A 19,259-nucleotide genomic window follows, 5' to 3' on the forward strand; every position below is an offset into this window, starting at 1 on the left:
AAGAAGATTTTTTTTGAGAATTATGTCAAAATAAAGTGAAACTTTAATCAGCGGAATGCTCTATCCCGCTGATTATTAACCCGCACCAATCGGGCATTTACGGATAGTTGCTTTCCAACTTATATTCTTTGCCTTAGCTGTTCTTCAAGGCGGAAAGCTTACTGTCCATTAATGCGGGATAAAGTGAAACTTTAATCAGCGGAATGCTTTATCCCGCTGATTATTAGCACACACCAATCCAGGTAAAGAGGAAAGGGGATGGAACCGTGAAACCAAAAGTATATATTGCCGAACCAGTTCCAACATTTGTAGAAAACTATTTATCAGAACACTGTGATTTTGAAAAATGGGATCAAAATGAGAAAGTACCTCGTGATGTTCTATTAGAAAAAATAAAAGATAAAGATGGGTTATTAAATTTCGGATCTACTATAAATGAAGAGTTATTGCAGGTTGCTCCTAATTTAAAAGTAGTAAGTAACATTTCTGTTGGCCATGATAACTTTGATTTAAAAGCGATGGAAAAACAAAATGTTATCGGAACGAATACTCCATATGTGTTAGATGATACAGTAGCCGATCTCGTTTTCGCTCTTATGTTATCTGCTGGTCGCCGTGTTTGCGAACTCAATTCCTATGTAAAAAATGGTGAATGGAACGCTGAAATTGGAAAAGAACACTTCGGACTAGATGTACATCATAGTACGATTGGTATTATCGGAATGGGACGAATTGGAGAAGCTGTCGCAAAACGAGCGAAATTCGGCTTTGATATGAATGTCCTTTACTATAATCGTCGCCGTAAAGAAGAAGCTGAGCAAAAATTTGATGCTACATATTGTGATTTACAAACTTTAATCAAACAATCTGATTTTATTATTCTTCTTACTCCATTAACAGATGAAACGTATCATCTTATCGGTGAAAAGGAATTTTCATTAATGAAAGAAACAGCAATTTTCATTAATGCTTCTCGCGGGAAAACAGTAGATGAAACTGCATTAATTCATGCGTTAACAGAAAAGAAAATATTTGCAGCCGGCATCGACACATTTACACAAGAGCCGATTCAAAAAGAGAATCCGCTCTTATCATTACAAAACGTTGTAACTTTACCGCACATCGGATCTGCAACATTAAAAACTCGGCAGCAAATGGCAATGACAGCTGCTGAAAATTTAGTAGCAGGATTACAAGGAAAAACACCACCTAATATTGTGCGTGGGTAATTATAAAGTGAAACTTTAATCAGTGGGGGTTTTGCCCATCCCCCACTGATTATCAGCCTTCACCAATCGGGCTTTTACGGGCAGTTATCTCCCACCTAACTTCCTCGCATTCGCCGAATTTTGAGGTGGGAGTCAACTGCCCGGCGAATAGCGGGATAAATAAGCGAAAGGCAAGATGACGATGTCATCTTGCCTTTTTTTGTTAACATATTTTGTTTCTTACCGGGAGATGATATGAACAAAAATCAATGGAGTGACAAAAAATGAACCATGAATGCAAATGCCCTTACTTCACTTTTTCCACTCGCGGGACTACTATTCATTACGAATTGTATGAACATAATACTAAAAAAGAACGACCTACTTTCGTACTCGTTCACGGCTTCCTCTCTTCCTCATTTAGCTATCGACGACTCATTCCTTTACTAACAAAGGAAGGTACAGTAATTGCCCTTGATTTACCACCATTCGGAAAAAGTGATAAATCTCATCTCTTTAAATATTCTTATCACAATTTAGCAGCTATTATTATCGATTTAATCGAACATTTATCTCTCTCGAATATTGTACTAGTTGGCCATTCTATGGGCGGACAAATTTCACTCTTTGTAAACCGACTACGCCCTGAATTAATTTCAAAGACGATTTTACTATGTAGCTCTAGTTATTTAGCACGCGCAAACTTACCTTTACTGTACTCCTCTTATTTACCGTTCTTCCACTTATACGTGAAGAACTGGATTATTCGAAGGGGCATCGTCCATAACTTAATGAATGTCGTTCATGACCATTCATTAATTGACAATGAAATGATGGAAGGCTATGCTGCTCCTTTTTATGATGATCGTATATTCCCTGCTTTAACTCGAATGATAAGAGACCGTGAAGGTGACTTATCTTCAACTGAATTACAAAAAATCGAAACCCCAGTATTACTCATTTGGGGTGAAAAAGATCGCGTCGTCCCTGTACATGTAGGACACCGTCTCCATAAGGACCTACCTAATTCAACTTTCATTTCTTACGAAAATACAGGGCACCTACTACCTGAAGAAAAGCCCGATCATGTTTATGAAGAAATTATTACGTTTGCGACGCAATAAAGTGAAGCTTTAATCCGTGGGAGGCTCTATCCCCACGGATTATTAGCCTTCACCAATCGGGTTTTTACGGGCAGTTTGATTTCTCGCCTAACCTCTTTGCTTCAACCTAATTTTGAGGCGGGAGTCTTACTGCCCGTTAAAACGGGATAAAGTGAAGCTTTAATCAATCAGCACAAATGAAAATAAACAAAAAGGCTGTCGTAAATTCCGACAGCCTATAACGAACAACTTCCGCCTTCTTTTAGTACGAGTAACTCTACTGCTAATTTTTCGCATTTTTCAAGTGCAGGTACTTCTTCAAAAGACATAAAGTATATATGTTGAATCTTCTTTGCGATGTATTTCGGATCATCAAACACACTTACGACGTTTACAACATCGCTCGCTTCTGTTTCATAAAACTCCGGTCCCATTTGAAACGGATCCCAATTTTTCACAACCTCAATCATTTTGTCATATGCACCCATCTGCTTCCCGCCTTTTCACTTTTTAATGCTTTTCTTTATCGTATCACATCAGCTATTCTATAAGAAGAGTGAGAATTTTCATAACTTAACAGTTTGACAGAAGAAAGGAGCAAACATATGCAACTATTTCATAAAACGGTAAATCGTCGCGGAACGCATAGTACAAAATGGGATACATATAAAAATGAAGAGCTCATCCACGCTTGGATTGCCGATATGGATTTTGAAGTACCAAAACCAATTCAAACTGCATTACAAAAACGCACAGAACATCCTATTTTCGGCTATACACTTCCTCCTGAAAATATTGGGGATATCATTTGTAATTGGACGAAAAGCCAATACAATTGGGAAATACAAAAAGAATGGATTGTATTTAGCGCAGGTATCGTTCCAGCTCTTAGTACGAGCATACAAGCTATAACGAAAGAAGGAGAAGCCGTACTAGTACAACCTCCTATTTATCCACCATTTTTTGAAATGGTCAAAACAAATAATAGACAATTATGTGAGAGTCCCTTATTTAAACAAAATGGCATATATAAGATAGACTTCGAGCATCTAGAAACTCAATTTAAACAAGGTGTAAAACTAATGCTTCTTTGCAGCCCTCACAATCCTATCGGGCGCGTTTGGACGAAAGAGGAGCTAACAAAGCTCGGTACGTTATGTACGCAATATAATGTAACCGTTGTCGCGGATGAAATTCACGCCGATATTATTTATAGAGGCCATACTCATACACCGTTTGCTTCTTTATCTGAAGAATTAGCAGCACGCACTATTACTTGTATGGCTCCGAGCAAAACATTTAATATCGCTGGATTACAAGCATCGATCATTATTATTCCGAATGAAAATCTCCGTAATGCCTTTATGTCTATCCAATATAGACAAGGATTCCACGGATTAAATACATTTGCTTATACAGCAATGCAAAGTGCCTATACAGAATGTAATGATTGGCTAAATGAAATTCGATTGTATGTTGAAGATAACGCTCAATTTGCTTGTGAGTATATTCAAAATCACATACCAGCTCTTTCTGTAATTAAACCAGAAGGTAGTTTTTTACTGTGGATTGATTGTTCCCACTTGGATCTTTCTCAAGATGAACGAACAGCATTGCTTGAAGAGAAAGGTAAAATCATCATTGAGCCCGGTGAGAAATACGGAATGGGCGGGGAAGCCCATATCCGAATTAACATTGGCTGTCCTAGATCTGTTTTAGAAGAAATTTTAAACAGACTACACCATACATTCTCATAACAAAAAAGGAGGCTATCCCAAAATGATATTGAGATAGCCTCCTTTTTTCGGTAAATCGATATAATTCCACTTACTATCATGCGGTTTTACAACAAAAGCTATCATTCACGGTAGCTTCTATTTTTTCTTCAGATCCGACGCTTTTTTTACGATAACACCGCAAGCAATTCGGCCACCAGATTTACCAGTTGGTTGCGTCATACCATCATCAGCGTTTTCTGTAATAATAATAGACGCTCCATCTTTTCTATGAATCGTCGTTTTTCCTTCTTCAAGCGTTATATGCGGAGCATCGATTTCTGCTTTAATCTTTCCAGAACCATCCGCCACTACATTCGGTAAATCACCATTTTCCGCACCTTTCGGATTCAAGAGCCCATGTTTTTTATTATCTGGATTAAAATGATTCCCAGATGATTCGAAACTAGGCGCTTTACATTCTCCGATTTCGTGTACATGTATACCGTGTGGTCCTGGTGTAAAACCTTCCGCTTTAATCGTAATTTTCACTCCACTTGTTTGCTGAGCTACTTTTGCAGTCCCAACTTCATCACCTGAAGCATTATGTAATTTCACATCAATTTCTTTCGGCTTCCCTTGGTCACAACCCGCCATTAGAAATAATAAACAACAACTGAAAAAAAGCCGTCTTTTCATTCAATTCCCTCCAAAATGCTTTCTGCCCTTAGATTGTCCGAGCATAGAGGGAAACATACAAAAATGAATTACCGTTTCTTTTCAGCTAAAAGCTTTTCTTCTACTTTCTGTAATCGCTCTGCTTCTCGTTTTGATACACGAATAAACATACGCCACGTAGCAACCGCACCGATGATAAATAGAACGCAAACAATACCTGGAATAATATACTCCGTTTTATCTTCAGGGAAATATAAAGGCATCATAACGAACACTCCTTATTATAGGATTCAAAAAACATCAGAATTTTCTGTTATATATCTTTAAATTATAGTTGAACCAGTTCATATTCTCAAGGGGGCGTTCCGAAAGCGAATGATTTCTTTGACTCCTTCGCGCACTTTCCTTACTATAAACTTGAGGTGAAAAATATGAGAGAAACATTTGAAATTGGTGAAATCGTTACTGGTATTTATAAAACTGGAAAATACATCGGCGAAATTACAAATAGCCGTCCTGGCAGTTACGTCGTAAAAGTACTAGCTGTTTTAAAACATCCAGTGCAAGGTGATTTACATAATGTAAAACAAGCTGACGTACCATTCTTCCATGAAAGACGTGCTTTAGCTTTTCGTGAACAGACGAACATTCCAGAGCAAATGGTGAAGAAATATGAAGGAGAAATTCCGGATTATACAGAGTCACTAAAATTAGCATTAGAAACTCAAATGAATTCATTTTCTGAAGATGATTCACCTTTTGCGGGGCGTAGTCTAGAAACACTTCAGCAATTGAAGCAAGATTACAAACTTTAAAAAACAAAACGACCAAATTACATATTTTGCAATTTGGTCGTTACTGTGTACTCACTTTCTTTAACACTTTCGAAAAATCAACAAGTTCCCCTAATGTCGGAGGTGCTGGTTTGACTAAATACTCTTTATCTTTTTCTACTAACTTAAAAATATTATATGTCGTCATCGCATCATCAAGCGCACAATGATGCTTTCCTGTTCCTGCTTTTCCATACGCCTCAATTGCTTTCCACAGCCCTGTTTGATTTCTCTCTCCAAAAAACTTCTTATACTCAAGCGATAAATCACGACACTGTCCAAAGAATGGAAATTCTACTCCCGCCATTTCACAGTTATGCTTTAAGACTTTCATATCCATATTTCCCCACGTTACAATTGTCGGTTTACCACTCTTTTCATATTCTGCAAGTTTCTCAACAAGTTCATGAAAAGAAATTCCTTTGTCCACTACTTCCTGTTTAATTCCTAAAAATTTTTTACATCGATCCGTTAAAGACGGAAATGTTTTCGGTCTAATATGCGATGAATACGTATCTTCCACCTTACAACCAACAACTGAAACGAGTCCGACCTCAATAATTTCTGGGAAAAAACCTTTTGGCTTTTTTCTATGCTGGGGCATCGTAAACTCAAAGTCTAAAAACAAAAATCGTTGTTCATCCATACGATCCCTTCCTTATCATATTTGTCATTCCTTTCTATTTGACACTCCTACACGAACAAGCTCGAATGCTGATTCGATTTTAAATATTCAGATTGGATGTATCTTATATATATGTCAGATGCCCACAAATATTTTTAAAAATAAGAAAAAATGACCTATGCAGAAAATATGACAAAATAAACCCTTTCATTTACATCCGCCATTTTTCTACTTTATAATGACGTTATGTGTGTTTCATCTAGTTAATTTTTTGACACACTAAGAAAAGTGAATGAAAGGAGATGAGAGTTTTGCACGAAACAACGCAAGAACTCGCAAACTGGCAGTATTATTTCGCTATCGCAGTCTTTTTAATTACATATGCCATTATTATTTCTGAAAAAATTAACCGTGCTGTCATCGCACTTCTTGGTGCAGCATTCATGGTAATTGCAGGGGTCGTTGACTTACACAATGCCTTTACGAAACATATTGAATGGGGAACAATTACATTACTCATCGGTATGATGATACTGGTAAACATTACAAGTAAGTCAGGTGTCTTCCAATACGTTGCCATTAAAGCCGCAAAAGGAGCACAAGGAAATCCAATTAAAATTTTAATTTCACTTTCCTTACTTACCGCGCTTGGCTCAGCATTTTTAGATAACGTTACAACAGTACTTCTTGTTGTTCCAGTTACTTTATCTATTACGCGCATCTTGCAAGTAAATCCTGTTCCATATTTACTTTCTGAAATTATTTTTTCAAATATCGGAGGAACAGCAACATTAATTGGTGATCCGCCAAATATTATGATTGGTTCTGCAAATAAGCATTTAGATTTCAATGCTTTCTTATTCAACTTAGCACCTATCGTGATCATCATTATTGCTGTTACGGCAACAATGCTTTACTTCATGTACCGTAAGCAATTAATTGCTGATCCTGTACAAATTAAAAAGTTAATGAGCTTAGATGAAAAACAATACATTAAAGACCCAGTATTAATGAAGAAATCTTTAACAGTACTTGGCCTTACTATTGTAGGCTTCATGACTCATTCTATTTTCCATATTGATGCAGCTATCATCGCCTTAACTGGCGCTACTGTACTTATGTTAATCGGTGTGAAAGAACATGAAATTGAAGAGGTATTCGCAAGTGTAGAGTGGGTAACAATCTTCTTCTTCGCGGGACTATTCGTACTCGTTGGAGGACTTATCGATATCGGGCTTATCAAAATGTTAGCTCAAAAAGTAATTGGAATAACAGGCGGAGATATTTCTCACGCATCTATCCTTATTCTATGGGTATCTGGTATCGCCTCTGCAACAATCGATAACATTCCATTCGTTGCAACAATGATTCCACTTATTAACGATATGGCAGTTGGGCTAGGTTTATCACCTTCTGACGCACAAATTGACGTACTATGGTGGGCATTAGCATTAGGTGCTTGCTTAGGTGGAAACGGAACATTAATCGGAGCTTCTGCTAACGTAATCGTAGCCGGAATCGCAAGTCGTGAAGGACATAAATTCAGCTACATGGAATTCCTTAAAGTCGGCTTCCCAATTATGATCGTTTCATTAATCATTTCTCACATTTACATTTACTTACGCTATCTTATGTAGTAGAAAAAAGCGCCCTGCTCAGCAGGGCGCTTTCGTTCTTTTTTCAGCATATCCGAATTATTATAGAACCAAATATATCGACCGCAGGGCAACTTTGATACGCCTACTCGTTATACCTCACCGGCTCATTCCGAATAATGAACAAATGAATCGGCAAGAAAACCGAAAACGTGATTGTATGAATGATCGTAAACAGTATGGAATTCGTTCCGTATCTATCCAAAATAGCATAGATAAGATAAATAGACAGTACAAGTGATACAGCTGTTGCTAATATATATAGAATTGGTACGAAATTAAAGATGAAGCATCCAACATATATGCCAAATACTTTCCACCCTGCTTCTTCTTTCAAGAAATCTGGTAATTTATCTTTCGCTAAATCACCCCATATCTTACTATTTATAAACGGAATAAAAGCAAGAACACCATCAGTTGCACCATCATTTTTCGCCATCGTATAAAGTGCAAAAGCCGTTAACAAATACGAAATAATTGCCCAAATTATTATAACAAGAATAAACGCAAAACTAAGAGCAAAGAAACCTGCTAGTACGCCTTGATCTTCCATCTTATCCTCTCCTCTCTCTTCTCAACATATTTCATTACAGTGCAAGTTATGTTTTAAAATTTAACCAAACTCTTTGTATAATAAGAAGAGAAAGATAATGAGAGAGGAGTACATACCTATGCATCCATTTGTAAAGGCATTACAAGAGCATTTTACAGCTCATCAAAATCCCGAAAAAGCAGAACCGATGGCACGTTATATGAAAAATCACTTCCCGTTTCTCGGTATTCAAACTCCTGAGAGAAGACAGTTATTGAAAGACGTAATTCAAATACATACCCTCCCAGATAAAAAGGACTTCCAAATTATCGTGCGTGAACTTTGGGACCTACCAGAACGTGAATTTCAAGCTGCCGCACTCGATATCATGCAAAAATATAAAAAACACATAAATGAAACTCACATCCCATTTTTAGAAGAACTTATTGTCACAAAATCTTGGTGGGATTCTGTTGATAGCATCGTCCCTACATTTTTAGGTGCTATCTTTTTAAAACATCCAGAATTAATTTCTGCATACATTCCAAAATGGATTGCATCAGAAAACATATGGTTACAACGTGCCGCTATTTTATTCCAGCTAAAATACAAACAAAAAATGGATGAAGAACTCCTTTTCTGGATTATCGGACAACTACATTCCTCAAAAGAATTTTTCATTCAAAAAGCAATCGGCTGGGTCCTTCGCGAATATGCAAAAACAAAGCCAGATGTAGTTTGGGAATACGTTCAAACTAACGAGCTCGCTCCACTTAGTAAACGTGAAGCAATTAAGCATATTAAGCAAAATTACGGAATAAATAACGAAAAAATAGGCGAGACTCTATCCTAGATGGGCACGTTCCTCTATTGAGATTTAAAAAAGAACGTGTTAAAATATGTTCATTATTATTAATATAAGTAGCGATGACGGACTTATAAGTACTTGCATAAAAAGCGATTCAGGGATAGTGAAAGCCTGAAGCTGCGAGGAAACGGCAGTCTCGAGCAATACGTGATAAAGTGGATGCACATTTTGTGTATCAACTAGGGTGGAACCGCGGGCAAACGCTCGTCCCTAGGCGATTAAGCCTTGGGATGAGCGTTTTTTTATGTTTTTTAAAGCATATATTGCTCGTTTCCAAAGTACCTATCACGTCATCGCAAATACGTTAACTTTCAAAAGGAGGATTTTATTATGTATTCAATGGAACAAGTTGTAAACTTAGCGAAACATCGCGGTTTCGTTTTCCCTGGTTCTGAAATTTACGGTGGTCTTGCAAACACATGGGATTACGGTCCACTTGGAATCGAATTAAAAAATAACGTCAAAAAAGCTTGGTGGAAAAAATTCATTCAAGAATCTCCACACAACGTTGGTTTAGATGCTGCTATTTTAATGAACCCAAAAACTTGGATCGCTTCTGGTCACGTTGGTAACTTTAATGATCCAATGATCGACTGTAAAAAATGTAAAGCTCGTCACCGTGCTGACAAATTAATTGAAGATGCATTAGACGCAAAAGGTATCGAAATGGTCGTTGACGGTCTTACTTTCGACCAAATGGCTGACTTAATGAAAGAACATGAAGTAAAATGCCCAGATTGCGGTAGCCAAGAATTCACGGAAATCCGTCAGTTCAACTTAATGTTCAAAACATTCCAAGGTGTTACAGAGTCTAGCACAAACGAAATCTTCCTTCGTCCTGAAACAGCACAAGGTATTTTCGTAAACTTTAAAAACGTACAACGCTCTATGCGTAAGAAACTTCCATTTGGTATCGGCCAAATCGGTAAAAGTTTCCGTAACGAAATCACACCTGGTAACTTCACATTCCGTACACGTGAATTCGAACAAATGGAACTTGAATTCTTCTGTAAGCCTGGTGAAGATTTAGAGTGGTTCGCATTCTGGCGTGAAACTTGTAAAAACTGGTTACTTTCACTTGGTATGACTGAAGAAAGCATGCGTCTTCGTGACCACGGTGAAGACGAGTTATCTCATTACAGTAACGCAACAACTGATATTGAATTCAGATTCCCATTCGGTTGGGGCGAACTATGGGGCGTTGCATCTCGTACAGACTTCGATTTAAAACGTCATATGGAACACTCTAACGAAGACTTTAACTATATCGATCCACAAACGAATGAGCGTTACGTGCCTTACTGCATCGAGCCATCTCTAGGTGCAGACCGTGTAACATTAGCATTCTTATGTGATGCATATGAAGAAGAGCAATTAGAAAACGATTCTCGTACAGTTCTTCGTTTCCACCCTGCTTTAGCACCATATAAAGCAGCTATCTTACCATTATCTAAAAAGCTATCTGAAGGTGCTACTGAAGTATTCGCAGAACTAGCTAAAGACTTCATGGTAGACTTTGATGAAACTGGTTCTATCGGTAAACGTTACCGTCGTCAAGACGAAATCGGTACTCCATTCTGTATCACATACGACTTCGACTCTGTTGAAGACAAAGCTGTTACAGTACGTGACCGTGACACAATGGAACAAGTTCGTATGCCAATTAGCGAACTAAAAGGTTTCTTAGAGAAAAAAATCCAGTTCTAATTATAAAAAAGAGGCGCTCTATTGAGCCGCCTCTTTTTACTTTTCACGTTTTTCTTTAATTGCTACTGTACATCTTGATATACATAGTAACTCATCATTTTCATCAATGATGCGAATATCCCAAACCATTGTCGATTGTCCTCTATGTATCGGTGTTCCAATTGCTGTTACAATTCCATCTTGCTTTGAGCGAATATGATTTGCATTAATTTCTAATCCGAAACAAATACATTTTTCTTGATCAATTAAATTGTATGAACCAACACTTGCCACAGTTTCTGCTAATGCAACAGATGCACCACCGTGTAAAAATCCAAACGGCTGATGCGTGCGTTCATCAACAGGCATTGTAGCAACTACTTTATCCTCTGTCATTTCTAACAACTCAATTCCAAGCGAATCCATTAAAGTTTTTGACATATCGTTTTCAACCTCTCTCACCTTAGATCAAATGTATAATTTTACCTGTTTAATTTCAAACTACCTATAACACTTATATAAGGAGGTTTCACCTAAATGAAACAGAAATTTTGTATACTATTGCTTATGTTCTCCTTGCTGACTATTGTACCAAATTGTGCAATAGCAGCCAAAGCATCCAACCTGACAATCAATGTTAAGACTGTAACGCAAAAAGGTAAGAAACCTTATATAGAATATCAAATTAATAGGCCTTCCTTTCACAACTTTTCTGATTCAAAATTTCAAAATAAGCTGAATTCCTATTACAAAAACTCTACTACTAAATTTAAAAGTAAATTAGAAAAAGAAGCGAAGAAATATTATGAGGAAACAGAAGGATCTAGCACACCTTTTCATCCATACGTTGCAAATGTTGACTATAAAGTAGCTTTAAACAAACCACCTTTCCTCAGCCTATATGTGAATTACTATCAATATACAGGCGGAGCGCACGGACTGTATACGTGGAAGGCAAATACATTTGATTTAAACGAAAAAAAATTATTACACTTAGACGATTTATTTCAACAAGAGGATAAATATAAAGAAATAATTCGCACAGAGATTGTAAGACAAATTAAACAAAATGAAAGCATTTATTTTCCTGATGCAGTCGAAAAAGTAACGAGCACTAAAAAGTTTCACTACTTTTTAGAACCGGATAACCTTGTAATTTATTTCTCTTTATATGAAATTGCTCCTTATTCAAGCGGAATTCCGCAGTTTCGTATTCCATACACATTGCTTAGAGACTATTTAAAGCCTTCTTATCAAAATATTTTGATTGACAACAAGTAAATATTTTCGCTACGATAATGTTAACCTAAACACAACTGGAGGTTAACATTATGAAGAAGCTTCATGTTTTAGATTTAGCATTAGCTGCCATGTTCGTCGCTCTTATGGCTATTGGTGCAAATATTGTATCGTGGGCACCATTCTTACAAATAGCGGGCATTCCATTATCTATGCAACCATTTTTCGCAATTTTAGCAGGTCTTCTTCTTGGGAGTAGACTTGGGGCATTATCAATGACTGTTTACATGCTTGTTGGAGTAGCAGGTGCGCCAATCTTCGCTAACTTCAAAGCTGGATTTGGAGCACTTTTAGATCCTACTGGTGGTTTTATTATCGCATTTATTATCGTTGCTTACGTATCAGGAAAACTAGTAGAACAAAAAGAACGACCAACATTCAGCACCTTTGCAATTTCTTCTTTCGTCGGAATCATTTTAACGTATATTATCGGTACTACTTATATGTACGGGGCAGTCAATATTTTCATGGGTGGTAATATGAGTTATAAAGCTGCCTGGATGATTATGATGTGGTTCGCAGTAAAGGATATTGCGTTTACAATTATCGGCGCTATTATCGCACCTCGCATATACTATGCTGTACGTCGTTCCGCTTATCAGCATTCTCATTCGACGATTTCATAATAAAAAATGAGTTATTTCAGTATACTGAAATAACTCATTTTTTATTTTCGACAATATACGACACATATTAGAAATAAATTTTGTTATGATAGTTCAGCAAATCTTACATTTTGCACATCTAATTAAAACAATATTTTGGAGGAAAATCAGTGAAGCTATCAAAAAATACACTTATTAAAATAAGTGTCGGAGTACTATCTTTATTTTTCATACTAGGTATGAGCATCAGTTACAAATTATATGGAAATAGCGAGTTAGGAATGCAATATACCTTTGGAAACGGTCTAGCATTTTTCTTTTTAATACTTACTATAATTAGTTTATGCGCAGCTTTAATCTTTATTGTTATTGGGTTAATTAAGAAAGTACGAAAATTACCAGCAAAAAAATCTTTATTAACATCTATAATACTCTTTCTTACATCAGTTATATCAATTATCATCCTTCTCTTTACGATAACAAAAGTAACGAATATGGAGGAAGAATATCAAGCTATTCAAGCCCAAAAGAAAAAAGAAGCTGATTACTTAATTGCTGCAGCATCTTTTTATAATGATATAGAAACCTTTAGATATTCAGCTTCTTATGTATTATCCGAGTATTCAACTACATGGTCAAAAGCGATTGATCAAAGAAATGACTTCAATAATGCGCTTAGATCTAAGAGAACAGAAATTGATGGGACGGTTGCAACTGTAGATACGTTTTACAGCAATATGGGAACGGATTTAAAGTTAGTCTCTGAAGCTGCAAAAGAACAGCCAAATAAGTATAAAGAAACCTATGAAGAATATAAAAAAATATATGGTATTATTACAGCTCTCAATGAACAAGCTCAATCTCCAAGTGGCAGTTTAATCACATTCAACCAAAACGTTAATACATTAATTCAGGAATACAAAAAAGCAGCTGGAAATATTAATATCGCTATTACTGATGAAATTAAATCAAAGGCTAATGAATTGAATCCTACCGATAAAAATTTAAGTTCTAATTAAAGACACTCTTTCCAGAGTGTCTTTTTTTTCTCAAAAAAATCCCCTTTAGATTAAGCAGTAAATACGTTCCTTTACCACTCATCCAACAGGGGATTATATCACTATATTAAGACTCTTGCTTCATTTGCTCGTCTAAAACTTTCTTCATCATTACTAGCATATCATCACGTAATTCTGGGTGTTGCAATGCCATTTCAATTGTCGTTTGAACAAATCCTAATTTTTCACCAACGTCATAACGCTTTCCTTCAAAATCATATGCAAATACACGTTGAATTTCATTTAAGCTTTGAATTGCATCCGTTAACTGAATTTCGCCACCCGCTCCAACTTGTTGCTGTTCCAAGAACATAAAGATTTCAGGAGTTAAAATGTAACGTCCCATAATCGCTAAGTTTGAAGGCGCAGTACCTTGCGCTGGTTTCTCAACGAATTTACGAACTTGATAACGACGTCCCTCTTGCTCTAACGGATCAATAATTCCATAGCGATGTGTTTCTGCTTCAGGAACAGTTTGTACACCAATAACAGAAGAAAGTGTTTTGTCATACTCGTCCATTAATTGACGTAAACATGGTTTTTCAGCTTGAACGATATCATCGCCTAATAATACTGCAAACGGCTCATCACCAATGAATTTACGTGCGCACCAAACAGCATGTCCTAATCCTTTTGGTTCTTTTTGTCGAATGTAATGGATATCTACCATTTTAGAAGAAGCTTGTACTTTTTCAAGTAACTCATACTTTTTCTTCTCTAATAAGTTTTGCTCTAATTCAAATGCGTTATCAAAATGATCTTCGATAGAGCGCTTTCCTTTACCAGTAACGATAATAATATCTTCGATGCCTGATTTTACTGCTTCTTCTACGATGTATTGAATTGTTGGTTTATCTACAATTGGAAGCATTTCTTTTGGCATTGCTTTCGTTGCTGGTAAAAAGCGTGTTCCTAATCCCGCTGCCGGGATAATTGCTTTTCTCACTTTTTTCATGACAAATACCCTCGCTTTTCATTCTAATTCTCTTAGTAAAGTGTAAATTTATAACACTCGCTCGTAATAATCCTCTACATCAAACAAAACTACAAGAAAAGAGGAGGCCGTTCTCCGTTCTCCTCTTTTCCTATCAGTAGCACTCTATTCTATTATAAACGATTCATAATATCTTCTTTAATAGTAAGTAACTTTTGTTCACTATTTTGTAAGGAATCATCTTGTACACCAAAGTAGAATTTAATTTTCGGCTCTGTTCCAGATGGACGTAAGCAGAACCAAGAACCATCTTCTAATTGATATTTTAACACATTTGATTTCGGTAAGTGAATCTCTTCCTTATTTCCATCTTGTAACGTTGTAATGATGCTTTCTTTATAATCCTCAACTGCAACAACTGTTAAACCAGCTACTTCTTTCGGAGGATTCTCACGGAATGTTGCCATCATCTTTTGAATCTGTTCGGCACCATCTTTTCCTTTTAACGTTAACGATACAAGGTCCTCACGGAAGAACCCATACTTCTTAAATACTTCTAGCAGACCATCGTATAACGTTTTACCTTGTGATTTGTAGTATGCAGCTACTTCACATGCAAATAGGACGGATTGCACCGCATCTTTATCACGGCAGAATGGACGGATTAAATAACCGTAGCTTTCCTCATAACCGAATTGGAATTCATATTGTCCGCTTTCTTCATACTGCTTAATTTTTTCACCGATAAATTTAAATCCAGTTAACGTATCAACTGTATCTAAACCGTATGCTTTTGCGATTGTACGGCCAATTTCAGACGTTACGATTGTTTTTAAAACAACACCGTTTTCTGGAAGCGTTCCGTTTTCCTTCTTTTGTGATAATAAGTAATCAAGCATTAACGCACCTGTTTGGTTACCAGTTAATACTTGGAACTCACCATCGTGATTGCGAACTGCTACACCTAGACGGTCTGCATCAGGATCTGTTGCGATTAACACATCTGCGCCTACTTTTTCACCGTCGCGAATTGCATACTCAAACGCTGCATGCTCTTCTGGGTTTGGTGATTTTACTGTAGAGAAATTTGGATCTGGTAACTCTTGCTCTTTTACAACTGTTACATCTGTAAATCCAACTTCTTCTAAACCACGGCGTACCGAAATATTTGATGTTCCATGCAATGGTGTAAAGACGATTTTTAAATCTTTTCCTACTTCTTTCACCATCTCTTTATTAATAATGACATTGTTCAATTCTGCTGCATAAGCATCATCTACTTCTTGTCCAATTATATGTAATAAACCGTCAGCTTTTAATTGCTCAACATCAGCAACTTCAACTGTTAATTCATTCTCTACTGCATTTACGTAGCTAATTAACTCATCAGCTTCCTTTGGAGGCAACTGGCCACCATCTTCACCATATACTTTATAACCGTTATATTCGGGCGGATTATGGCTTGCCGTAAGAACGATTCCACTTGCTGTATGTAAATGACGAACTGCGAAAGAAAGCACTGGTGTTGGACGTAAGCTTTCAAATACATATGTTGTAATACCGTGTGCACCAAGAGTAGCAGCTACTTCCATTGCGAATTCAGGTGATTTATGACGAGAATCATACGCGACAACAACACCGCGTTTTTTCGCTTCTTCACCTAGTTTTTCAATAAACATAGCTAATCCTTTTGTTGCTTTACGAACTGTATATACATTTAAACGGTTCGTACCAGCACCAAGTTCACCACGCATACCACCTGTTCCGAACTCTAGATTTTTATAAAAGCTATCCTCGATTTTCTTCTCATCTTGCTTCATGTTTTCTAGCTGTTCTTTTAATTCTGCGTCTAATTCTGCATATGAAAGCCAGCGACTAAATTCTTGTTTCCAATTCATACTTCCATCTCCTCTCGCCTGTCGTACCTTCATTATATGAAAAAAACAACCTGAATCTCAATATTTTTTAAAATCTAGCAGGATTTTACTATAAATATTTGTATACACTATGGTTAAATACTCCACCAAAGGGAATGAGGATTATGCAAGAATGGGGCTTGTCAGAAGAGCTCAAAATAAAAACAAAGCAGATGATTGAAATTGCTGAAAAAGAATTATCAAACATGAAGCATGCAATCGATAAAGAAGATGAATGTATTTTATGTAAAATGGAAGATATTCATCATATGTTAACAAATGTACAGACGTTAGCAGCTACATATTATATTCAAGCATATTTATCACCTTATACGGAAAGTTCACATTTCATCACTACAGCTGTCCAACATTTAAGCGCTCGAAAACACGGTGCTCTTATTATTGTGGAACGAAGTGACGCTATTGATTCTTTCATTCAAACTGGAACGACATTAAACGCACACTTAACCGCGCCACTACTTGAATCGATTTTTTATCCAGGGAACCCTCTTCATGACGGAGCCGTTCTCATTAAAAATAATCATATTGTCTCAGCAGCTAATATTCTCCCATTAACAAAAAGCATGGAAATCAATCCTGAGCTAGGAACACGTCATAGGGCTGCAATTGGCTTATCCGAGAAAATTGATGCACTTATATTAGTTGTCTCTGAGGAAACAGGGCGTACTTCATTCGCTTTAGGCGGGACGTTATATACGATTTCTTTATAGGACGAATCTTTCACTATGTAGCACTTTTTGAAACGGTAAAATAGTAAATGAAATTATATCAACCGTAACTCCAAATATATCGACTTACCGACAAAAACTGACAATAGTCATACCATATCAATAAGAAAAGGCTATCCCAAAAATTTGAGACAGCCCTTTCTTCAAAAATTATTCTTCTCCGAAACGCTCAACAAGTGTTGCAAGTGTACGCACCATTGCACCTGTTGCTCCAGATGGTCCTAAATCATGTGCTCCTGATGTTTCAGATGTTCCAGCGATGTCTAAGTGTACCCATGGTGTTTCTTCTGCAAATTCACCAAGGAATGTCCCAGCCATAACCGCATGTCCTTCACGGCCTGGTGAGTTATTTAAATCAGCAAATTTACTGTTTTTGACACGTTCTTTATCACGTTCAAAAATCGGCAATTGCCAAATTGGCTCATCCGTTTCCATAGAAGCCTCTAACACTTGTTCAAACAATTCTTCATTATTTGTCATCGCGCCTGTTGTATGATTTCCAAGTGCAACAATTACACCGCCTGTTAATGTTGCAACATCAACTAAGTAATTTGCGCCAAGTTTCTTCGCATACGTAATACCGTCAGCTAACGCTAGGCGACCTTCTGCATCTGTATTTAATACTTCAATTGTTTTTCCGCTCATAGATGTAATAACATCATCTGGCTTAAATGCTGTACCACTTACAACGTTGTCAGTTGATGGAATAACAGCAATTACATTTTGCTCTGGACGAAGTTCACCGATGATCTCCATCGCGCCAAGAACAGCTGCAGCTCCGCCCATATCACCTTTCATACCAACCATGCCTTCACGTGGTTTTAAAGAATAACCGCCTGTATCATATGTAATCCCTTTTCCAACAAATCCAATTACATCTTTCCACTCTTCTTTTCCTTTATAAATAAGAGCAATCATTTTTGGCGGTTCAGTAGATCCTTGGTTTACTGCAAGTAATGCACCCATACCAAGCTCTTCCATCTCTTCTTTCTCAAGAACCTTATAATCCATATCGTATTTTTCTGCTAATTCAACTGCATACTCAGCAAGCTTTGTCGCTGTTAATACGTTTGGCGGCATATTTACAAGCGTACGAGCTGAATTCGTTGCACGTCCATGTACGTATCCTACAGTTAATGCTGCTTCAATTTCTTGTGCATCTTCTGCTGTAATAGCCGTAAACTTCTCTAATTCTACACGATCCTTTTTATCTGTTTTATACGTTTGTAATTCATATGTACCAAGACCTTGTACTTCTGCCGCAATATGAGCTACATCAATCGCATCTAATTTATCTGTCACGAAAGAATCAAGTAAGATTGCTGCATCTTGTACTTTTGCTGCTTGTAATGCTTTAAACGCCTTACCAAGAGCAGCACGTAACGTTTCCGTTGTATATGACTCTTTCTTACCTAAACCAACAAAATAATAACGTTTAACATTTGTTTTTCCTAAGCTATGTACTTTTGAAATGGCTTTCTTCTTAGTTGAAAGTTCTTTTTCTTCTAATAAAACTTGTAATTGTCCTTCAAACGCTTTATCCAGTTCTTGTACAAAGCTACTCTTTTTATCTTCTTCAAATAAGGCAACAATTACCGCTTCATGACTTACTAATTCTTTTTGTACTTGAAACATGTTCAGACCCCCTAAATTTCTCTACGTCCATTATAACTTTATTTTCGATAAAATGCGACAATTCTAAATTCTGTTATTTCATATAAAGTGAAACTTTAATCAGTGGGGGTTTTACCGGCCGCAAATAGCAGGATAAAGATGCTATCTCCAATATCTTCTA

At 36.8% G+C, this 19,259-nt stretch carries 20 protein-coding genes; 11 read left to right on the forward strand and 9 right to left on the reverse strand.

Annotated elements, in window-relative coordinates:
* Window positions 1-236: 236 nt before the first annotated feature.
* Window positions 237-1,229 (forward strand): 2-hydroxyacid dehydrogenase, encoded by a 993-nt coding sequence (locus MKX37_RS24090; protein WP_033707944.1) that lies wholly within the window; start codon window positions 237-239, stop codon window positions 1,227-1,229.
* 263 nt (window positions 1,230-1,492) lie between these two features.
* Window positions 1,493-2,332 carry an alpha/beta fold hydrolase gene (locus MKX37_RS24095; RefSeq protein ID WP_002034539.1) on the forward strand — a complete coding sequence of 280 codons (840 nt, stop codon included), beginning with the start codon at window positions 1,493-1,495 and terminating at the stop codon, window positions 2,330-2,332.
* 215 nt (window positions 2,333-2,547) lie between these two features.
* Here MKX37_RS24095 and MKX37_RS24100 read toward each other — a convergent pair whose 3' ends face one another.
* Window positions 2,548-2,799: a YugE family protein gene (locus tag MKX37_RS24100; RefSeq protein ID WP_002015854.1), complete on the reverse strand. Its 252-nt coding sequence runs from the start codon at window positions 2,797-2,799 to the stop codon at window positions 2,548-2,550.
* 117 nt (window positions 2,800-2,916) lie between these two features.
* On the opposite strand from MKX37_RS24100, the gene MKX37_RS24105 reads away from it, so the two are divergent.
* Window positions 2,917-4,068 carry a MalY/PatB family protein gene (locus tag MKX37_RS24105; protein ID WP_063218138.1) on the forward strand — a complete coding sequence of 384 codons (1,152 nt, stop codon included), beginning with the start codon at window positions 2,917-2,919 and terminating at the stop codon, window positions 4,066-4,068.
* A gap of 117 nt (window positions 4,069-4,185) precedes the next feature.
* On the opposite strand, the gene MKX37_RS24110 is transcribed toward MKX37_RS24105, so the two are convergent.
* Window positions 4,186-4,725, reverse strand: coding sequence for a superoxide dismutase family protein (locus MKX37_RS24110; RefSeq protein WP_002089287.1), 540 nt, complete (start codon window positions 4,723-4,725; stop codon window positions 4,186-4,188).
* A gap of 68 nt (window positions 4,726-4,793) precedes the next feature.
* On the reverse strand, window positions 4,794-4,970 hold the full coding sequence (locus tag MKX37_RS24115; RefSeq protein WP_000982764.1) for a hypothetical protein: 177 nt from the start codon (window positions 4,968-4,970) through the stop codon (window positions 4,794-4,796).
* Between the two features lie 165 nt (window positions 4,971-5,135).
* Between MKX37_RS24115 and MKX37_RS24120 the strand changes: the two genes are divergently transcribed.
* Window positions 5,136-5,519 carry a kinase-associated lipoprotein B gene (locus MKX37_RS24120; RefSeq protein ID WP_001209324.1) on the forward strand — a complete coding sequence of 128 codons (384 nt, stop codon included), beginning with the start codon at window positions 5,136-5,138 and terminating at the stop codon, window positions 5,517-5,519.
* Between the two features lie 40 nt (window positions 5,520-5,559).
* On the opposite strand, the gene kapD is transcribed toward MKX37_RS24120, so the two are convergent.
* A complete protein-coding gene (gene kapD, locus MKX37_RS24125; protein ID WP_002034559.1) occupies window positions 5,560-6,183 on the reverse strand; it encodes a 3'-5' exonuclease KapD in 624 nt (207 codons plus the stop codon).
* Window positions 6,184-6,473: 290 nt separating this feature from the next.
* Between kapD and MKX37_RS24130 the strand changes: the two genes are divergently transcribed.
* On the forward strand, window positions 6,474-7,799 hold the full coding sequence (locus MKX37_RS24130; RefSeq protein ID WP_002129696.1) for an ArsB/NhaD family transporter: 1,326 nt from the start codon (window positions 6,474-6,476) through the stop codon (window positions 7,797-7,799).
* Between the two features lie 103 nt (window positions 7,800-7,902).
* Here the strand turns inward: MKX37_RS24130 and MKX37_RS24135 are convergent, their stop codons facing one another.
* A complete protein-coding gene (locus MKX37_RS24135; RefSeq protein ID WP_002015861.1) occupies window positions 7,903-8,370 on the reverse strand; it encodes a hypothetical protein in 468 nt (155 codons plus the stop codon).
* Window positions 8,371-8,488: 118 nt separating this feature from the next.
* Between MKX37_RS24135 and MKX37_RS24140 the strand changes: the two genes are divergently transcribed.
* Entirely contained in the window at window positions 8,489-9,202 is a 714-nt protein-coding gene (locus MKX37_RS24140) for a DNA alkylation repair protein (RefSeq protein ID WP_002015862.1), read from the forward strand.
* A gap of 345 nt (window positions 9,203-9,547) precedes the next feature.
* Complete coding sequence (locus tag MKX37_RS24145; RefSeq protein WP_002015863.1) at window positions 9,548-10,924, forward strand: glycine--tRNA ligase; 1,377 nt, start codon at window positions 9,548-9,550, stop codon at window positions 10,922-10,924.
* A 36-nt stretch (window positions 10,925-10,960) separates the two neighbouring features.
* Here MKX37_RS24145 and MKX37_RS24150 read toward each other — a convergent pair whose 3' ends face one another.
* Window positions 10,961-11,344 (reverse strand): hotdog fold thioesterase, encoded by a 384-nt coding sequence (locus tag MKX37_RS24150; RefSeq protein ID WP_002034550.1) that lies wholly within the window; start codon window positions 11,342-11,344, stop codon window positions 10,961-10,963.
* Window positions 11,345-11,440: 96 nt separating this feature from the next.
* Between MKX37_RS24150 and MKX37_RS24155 the strand changes: the two genes are divergently transcribed.
* From MKX37_RS24155 to MKX37_RS24165, 3 genes are all read left to right on the forward strand, one after another.
* The gene (locus MKX37_RS24155; protein ID WP_002129698.1) at window positions 11,441-12,184 is read left to right on the forward strand and encodes a DUF3298 and DUF4163 domain-containing protein; all 744 of its coding nucleotides are present in this window, start codon (window positions 11,441-11,443) and stop codon (window positions 12,182-12,184) included.
* Window positions 12,185-12,234: 50 nt separating this feature from the next.
* A complete protein-coding gene (locus tag MKX37_RS24160) occupies window positions 12,235-12,828 on the forward strand; it encodes a biotin transporter BioY (protein WP_002015867.1) in 594 nt (197 codons plus the stop codon).
* 149 nt (window positions 12,829-12,977) lie between these two features.
* A complete protein-coding gene (locus MKX37_RS24165; RefSeq protein WP_002166534.1) occupies window positions 12,978-13,826 on the forward strand; it encodes a hypothetical protein in 849 nt (282 codons plus the stop codon).
* Between the two features lie 106 nt (window positions 13,827-13,932).
* Here the strand turns inward: MKX37_RS24165 and galU are convergent, their stop codons facing one another.
* Entirely contained in the window at window positions 13,933-14,820 is an 888-nt protein-coding gene (gene galU / locus MKX37_RS24170) for a UTP--glucose-1-phosphate uridylyltransferase GalU (protein ID WP_002015869.1), read from the reverse strand.
* A 152-nt stretch (window positions 14,821-14,972) separates the two neighbouring features.
* On the reverse strand, window positions 14,973-16,697 hold the full coding sequence (locus MKX37_RS24175; RefSeq protein WP_033709550.1) for a phospho-sugar mutase: 1,725 nt from the start codon (window positions 16,695-16,697) through the stop codon (window positions 14,973-14,975).
* A 143-nt stretch (window positions 16,698-16,840) separates the two neighbouring features.
* Between MKX37_RS24175 and cdaS the strand changes: the two genes are divergently transcribed.
* Window positions 16,841-17,446: a sporulation-specific diadenylate cyclase CdaS gene (gene cdaS / locus MKX37_RS24180; RefSeq protein ID WP_002129703.1), complete on the forward strand. Its 606-nt coding sequence runs from the start codon at window positions 16,841-16,843 to the stop codon at window positions 17,444-17,446.
* A 168-nt stretch (window positions 17,447-17,614) separates the two neighbouring features.
* Here cdaS and pepA read toward each other — a convergent pair whose 3' ends face one another.
* A complete protein-coding gene (gene pepA / locus MKX37_RS24185; protein ID WP_002129705.1) occupies window positions 17,615-19,099 on the reverse strand; it encodes a cytosol aminopeptidase in 1,485 nt (494 codons plus the stop codon).
* Between the last annotated feature and the right edge of the window lie 160 nt (window positions 19,100-19,259).

It is taken from the genome of Bacillus sp. FSL R5-0709 (genome assembly GCF_038004785.1).
In the GTDB taxonomy this organism is placed as follows: domain Bacteria; phylum Bacillota; class Bacilli; order Bacillales; family Bacillaceae_G; genus Bacillus_A; species Bacillus_A mycoides.

What these genes read in the sequence shown, in the direction of transcription:
- MKX37_RS24095 (WP_002034539.1), top strand. Translation starts at nt 1,493, where the DNA reads ATGAACCATGAATGCAAATGCCCTTACTTCACTTTTTCCACTCGCGGG.
- MKX37_RS24100 (WP_002015854.1), bottom strand. Translation starts at nt 2,799, where the DNA reads ATGGGTGCATATGACAAAATGATTGAGGTTGTGAAAAATTGGGATCCG.
- MKX37_RS24105 (WP_063218138.1), top strand. Translation starts at nt 2,917, where the DNA reads ATGCAACTATTTCATAAAACGGTAAATCGTCGCGGAACGCATAGTACA.
- MKX37_RS24110 (WP_002089287.1), bottom strand. Translation starts at nt 4,725, where the DNA reads ATGAAAAGACGGCTTTTTTTCAGTTGTTGTTTATTATTTCTAATGGCG.
- MKX37_RS24115 (WP_000982764.1), bottom strand. Translation starts at nt 4,970, where the DNA reads ATGATGCCTTTATATTTCCCTGAAGATAAAACGGAGTATATTATTCCA.
- MKX37_RS24120 (WP_001209324.1), top strand. Translation starts at nt 5,136, where the DNA reads ATGAGAGAAACATTTGAAATTGGTGAAATCGTTACTGGTATTTATAAA.
- kapD (WP_002034559.1), bottom strand. Translation starts at nt 6,183, where the DNA reads ATGGATGAACAACGATTTTTGTTTTTAGACTTTGAGTTTACGATGCCC.
- MKX37_RS24135 (WP_002015861.1), bottom strand. Translation starts at nt 8,370, where the DNA reads ATGGAAGATCAAGGCGTACTAGCAGGTTTCTTTGCTCTTAGTTTTGCG.
- MKX37_RS24140 (WP_002015862.1), top strand. Translation starts at nt 8,489, where the DNA reads ATGCATCCATTTGTAAAGGCATTACAAGAGCATTTTACAGCTCATCAA.
- MKX37_RS24145 (WP_002015863.1), top strand. Translation starts at nt 9,548, where the DNA reads ATGTATTCAATGGAACAAGTTGTAAACTTAGCGAAACATCGCGGTTTC.
- MKX37_RS24150 (WP_002034550.1), bottom strand. Translation starts at nt 11,344, where the DNA reads ATGTCAAAAACTTTAATGGATTCGCTTGGAATTGAGTTGTTAGAAATG.
- MKX37_RS24155 (WP_002129698.1), top strand. Translation starts at nt 11,441, where the DNA reads ATGAAACAGAAATTTTGTATACTATTGCTTATGTTCTCCTTGCTGACT.
- MKX37_RS24160 (WP_002015867.1), top strand. Translation starts at nt 12,235, where the DNA reads ATGAAGAAGCTTCATGTTTTAGATTTAGCATTAGCTGCCATGTTCGTC.
- galU (WP_002015869.1), bottom strand. Translation starts at nt 14,820, where the DNA reads ATGAAAAAAGTGAGAAAAGCAATTATCCCGGCAGCGGGATTAGGAACA.
- MKX37_RS24175 (WP_033709550.1), bottom strand. Translation starts at nt 16,697, where the DNA reads ATGAATTGGAAACAAGAATTTAGTCGCTGGCTTTCATATGCAGAATTA.
- cdaS (WP_002129703.1), top strand. Translation starts at nt 16,841, where the DNA reads ATGCAAGAATGGGGCTTGTCAGAAGAGCTCAAAATAAAAACAAAGCAG.
- pepA (WP_002129705.1), bottom strand. Translation starts at nt 19,099, where the DNA reads ATGTTTCAAGTACAAAAAGAATTAGTAAGTCATGAAGCGGTAATTGTT.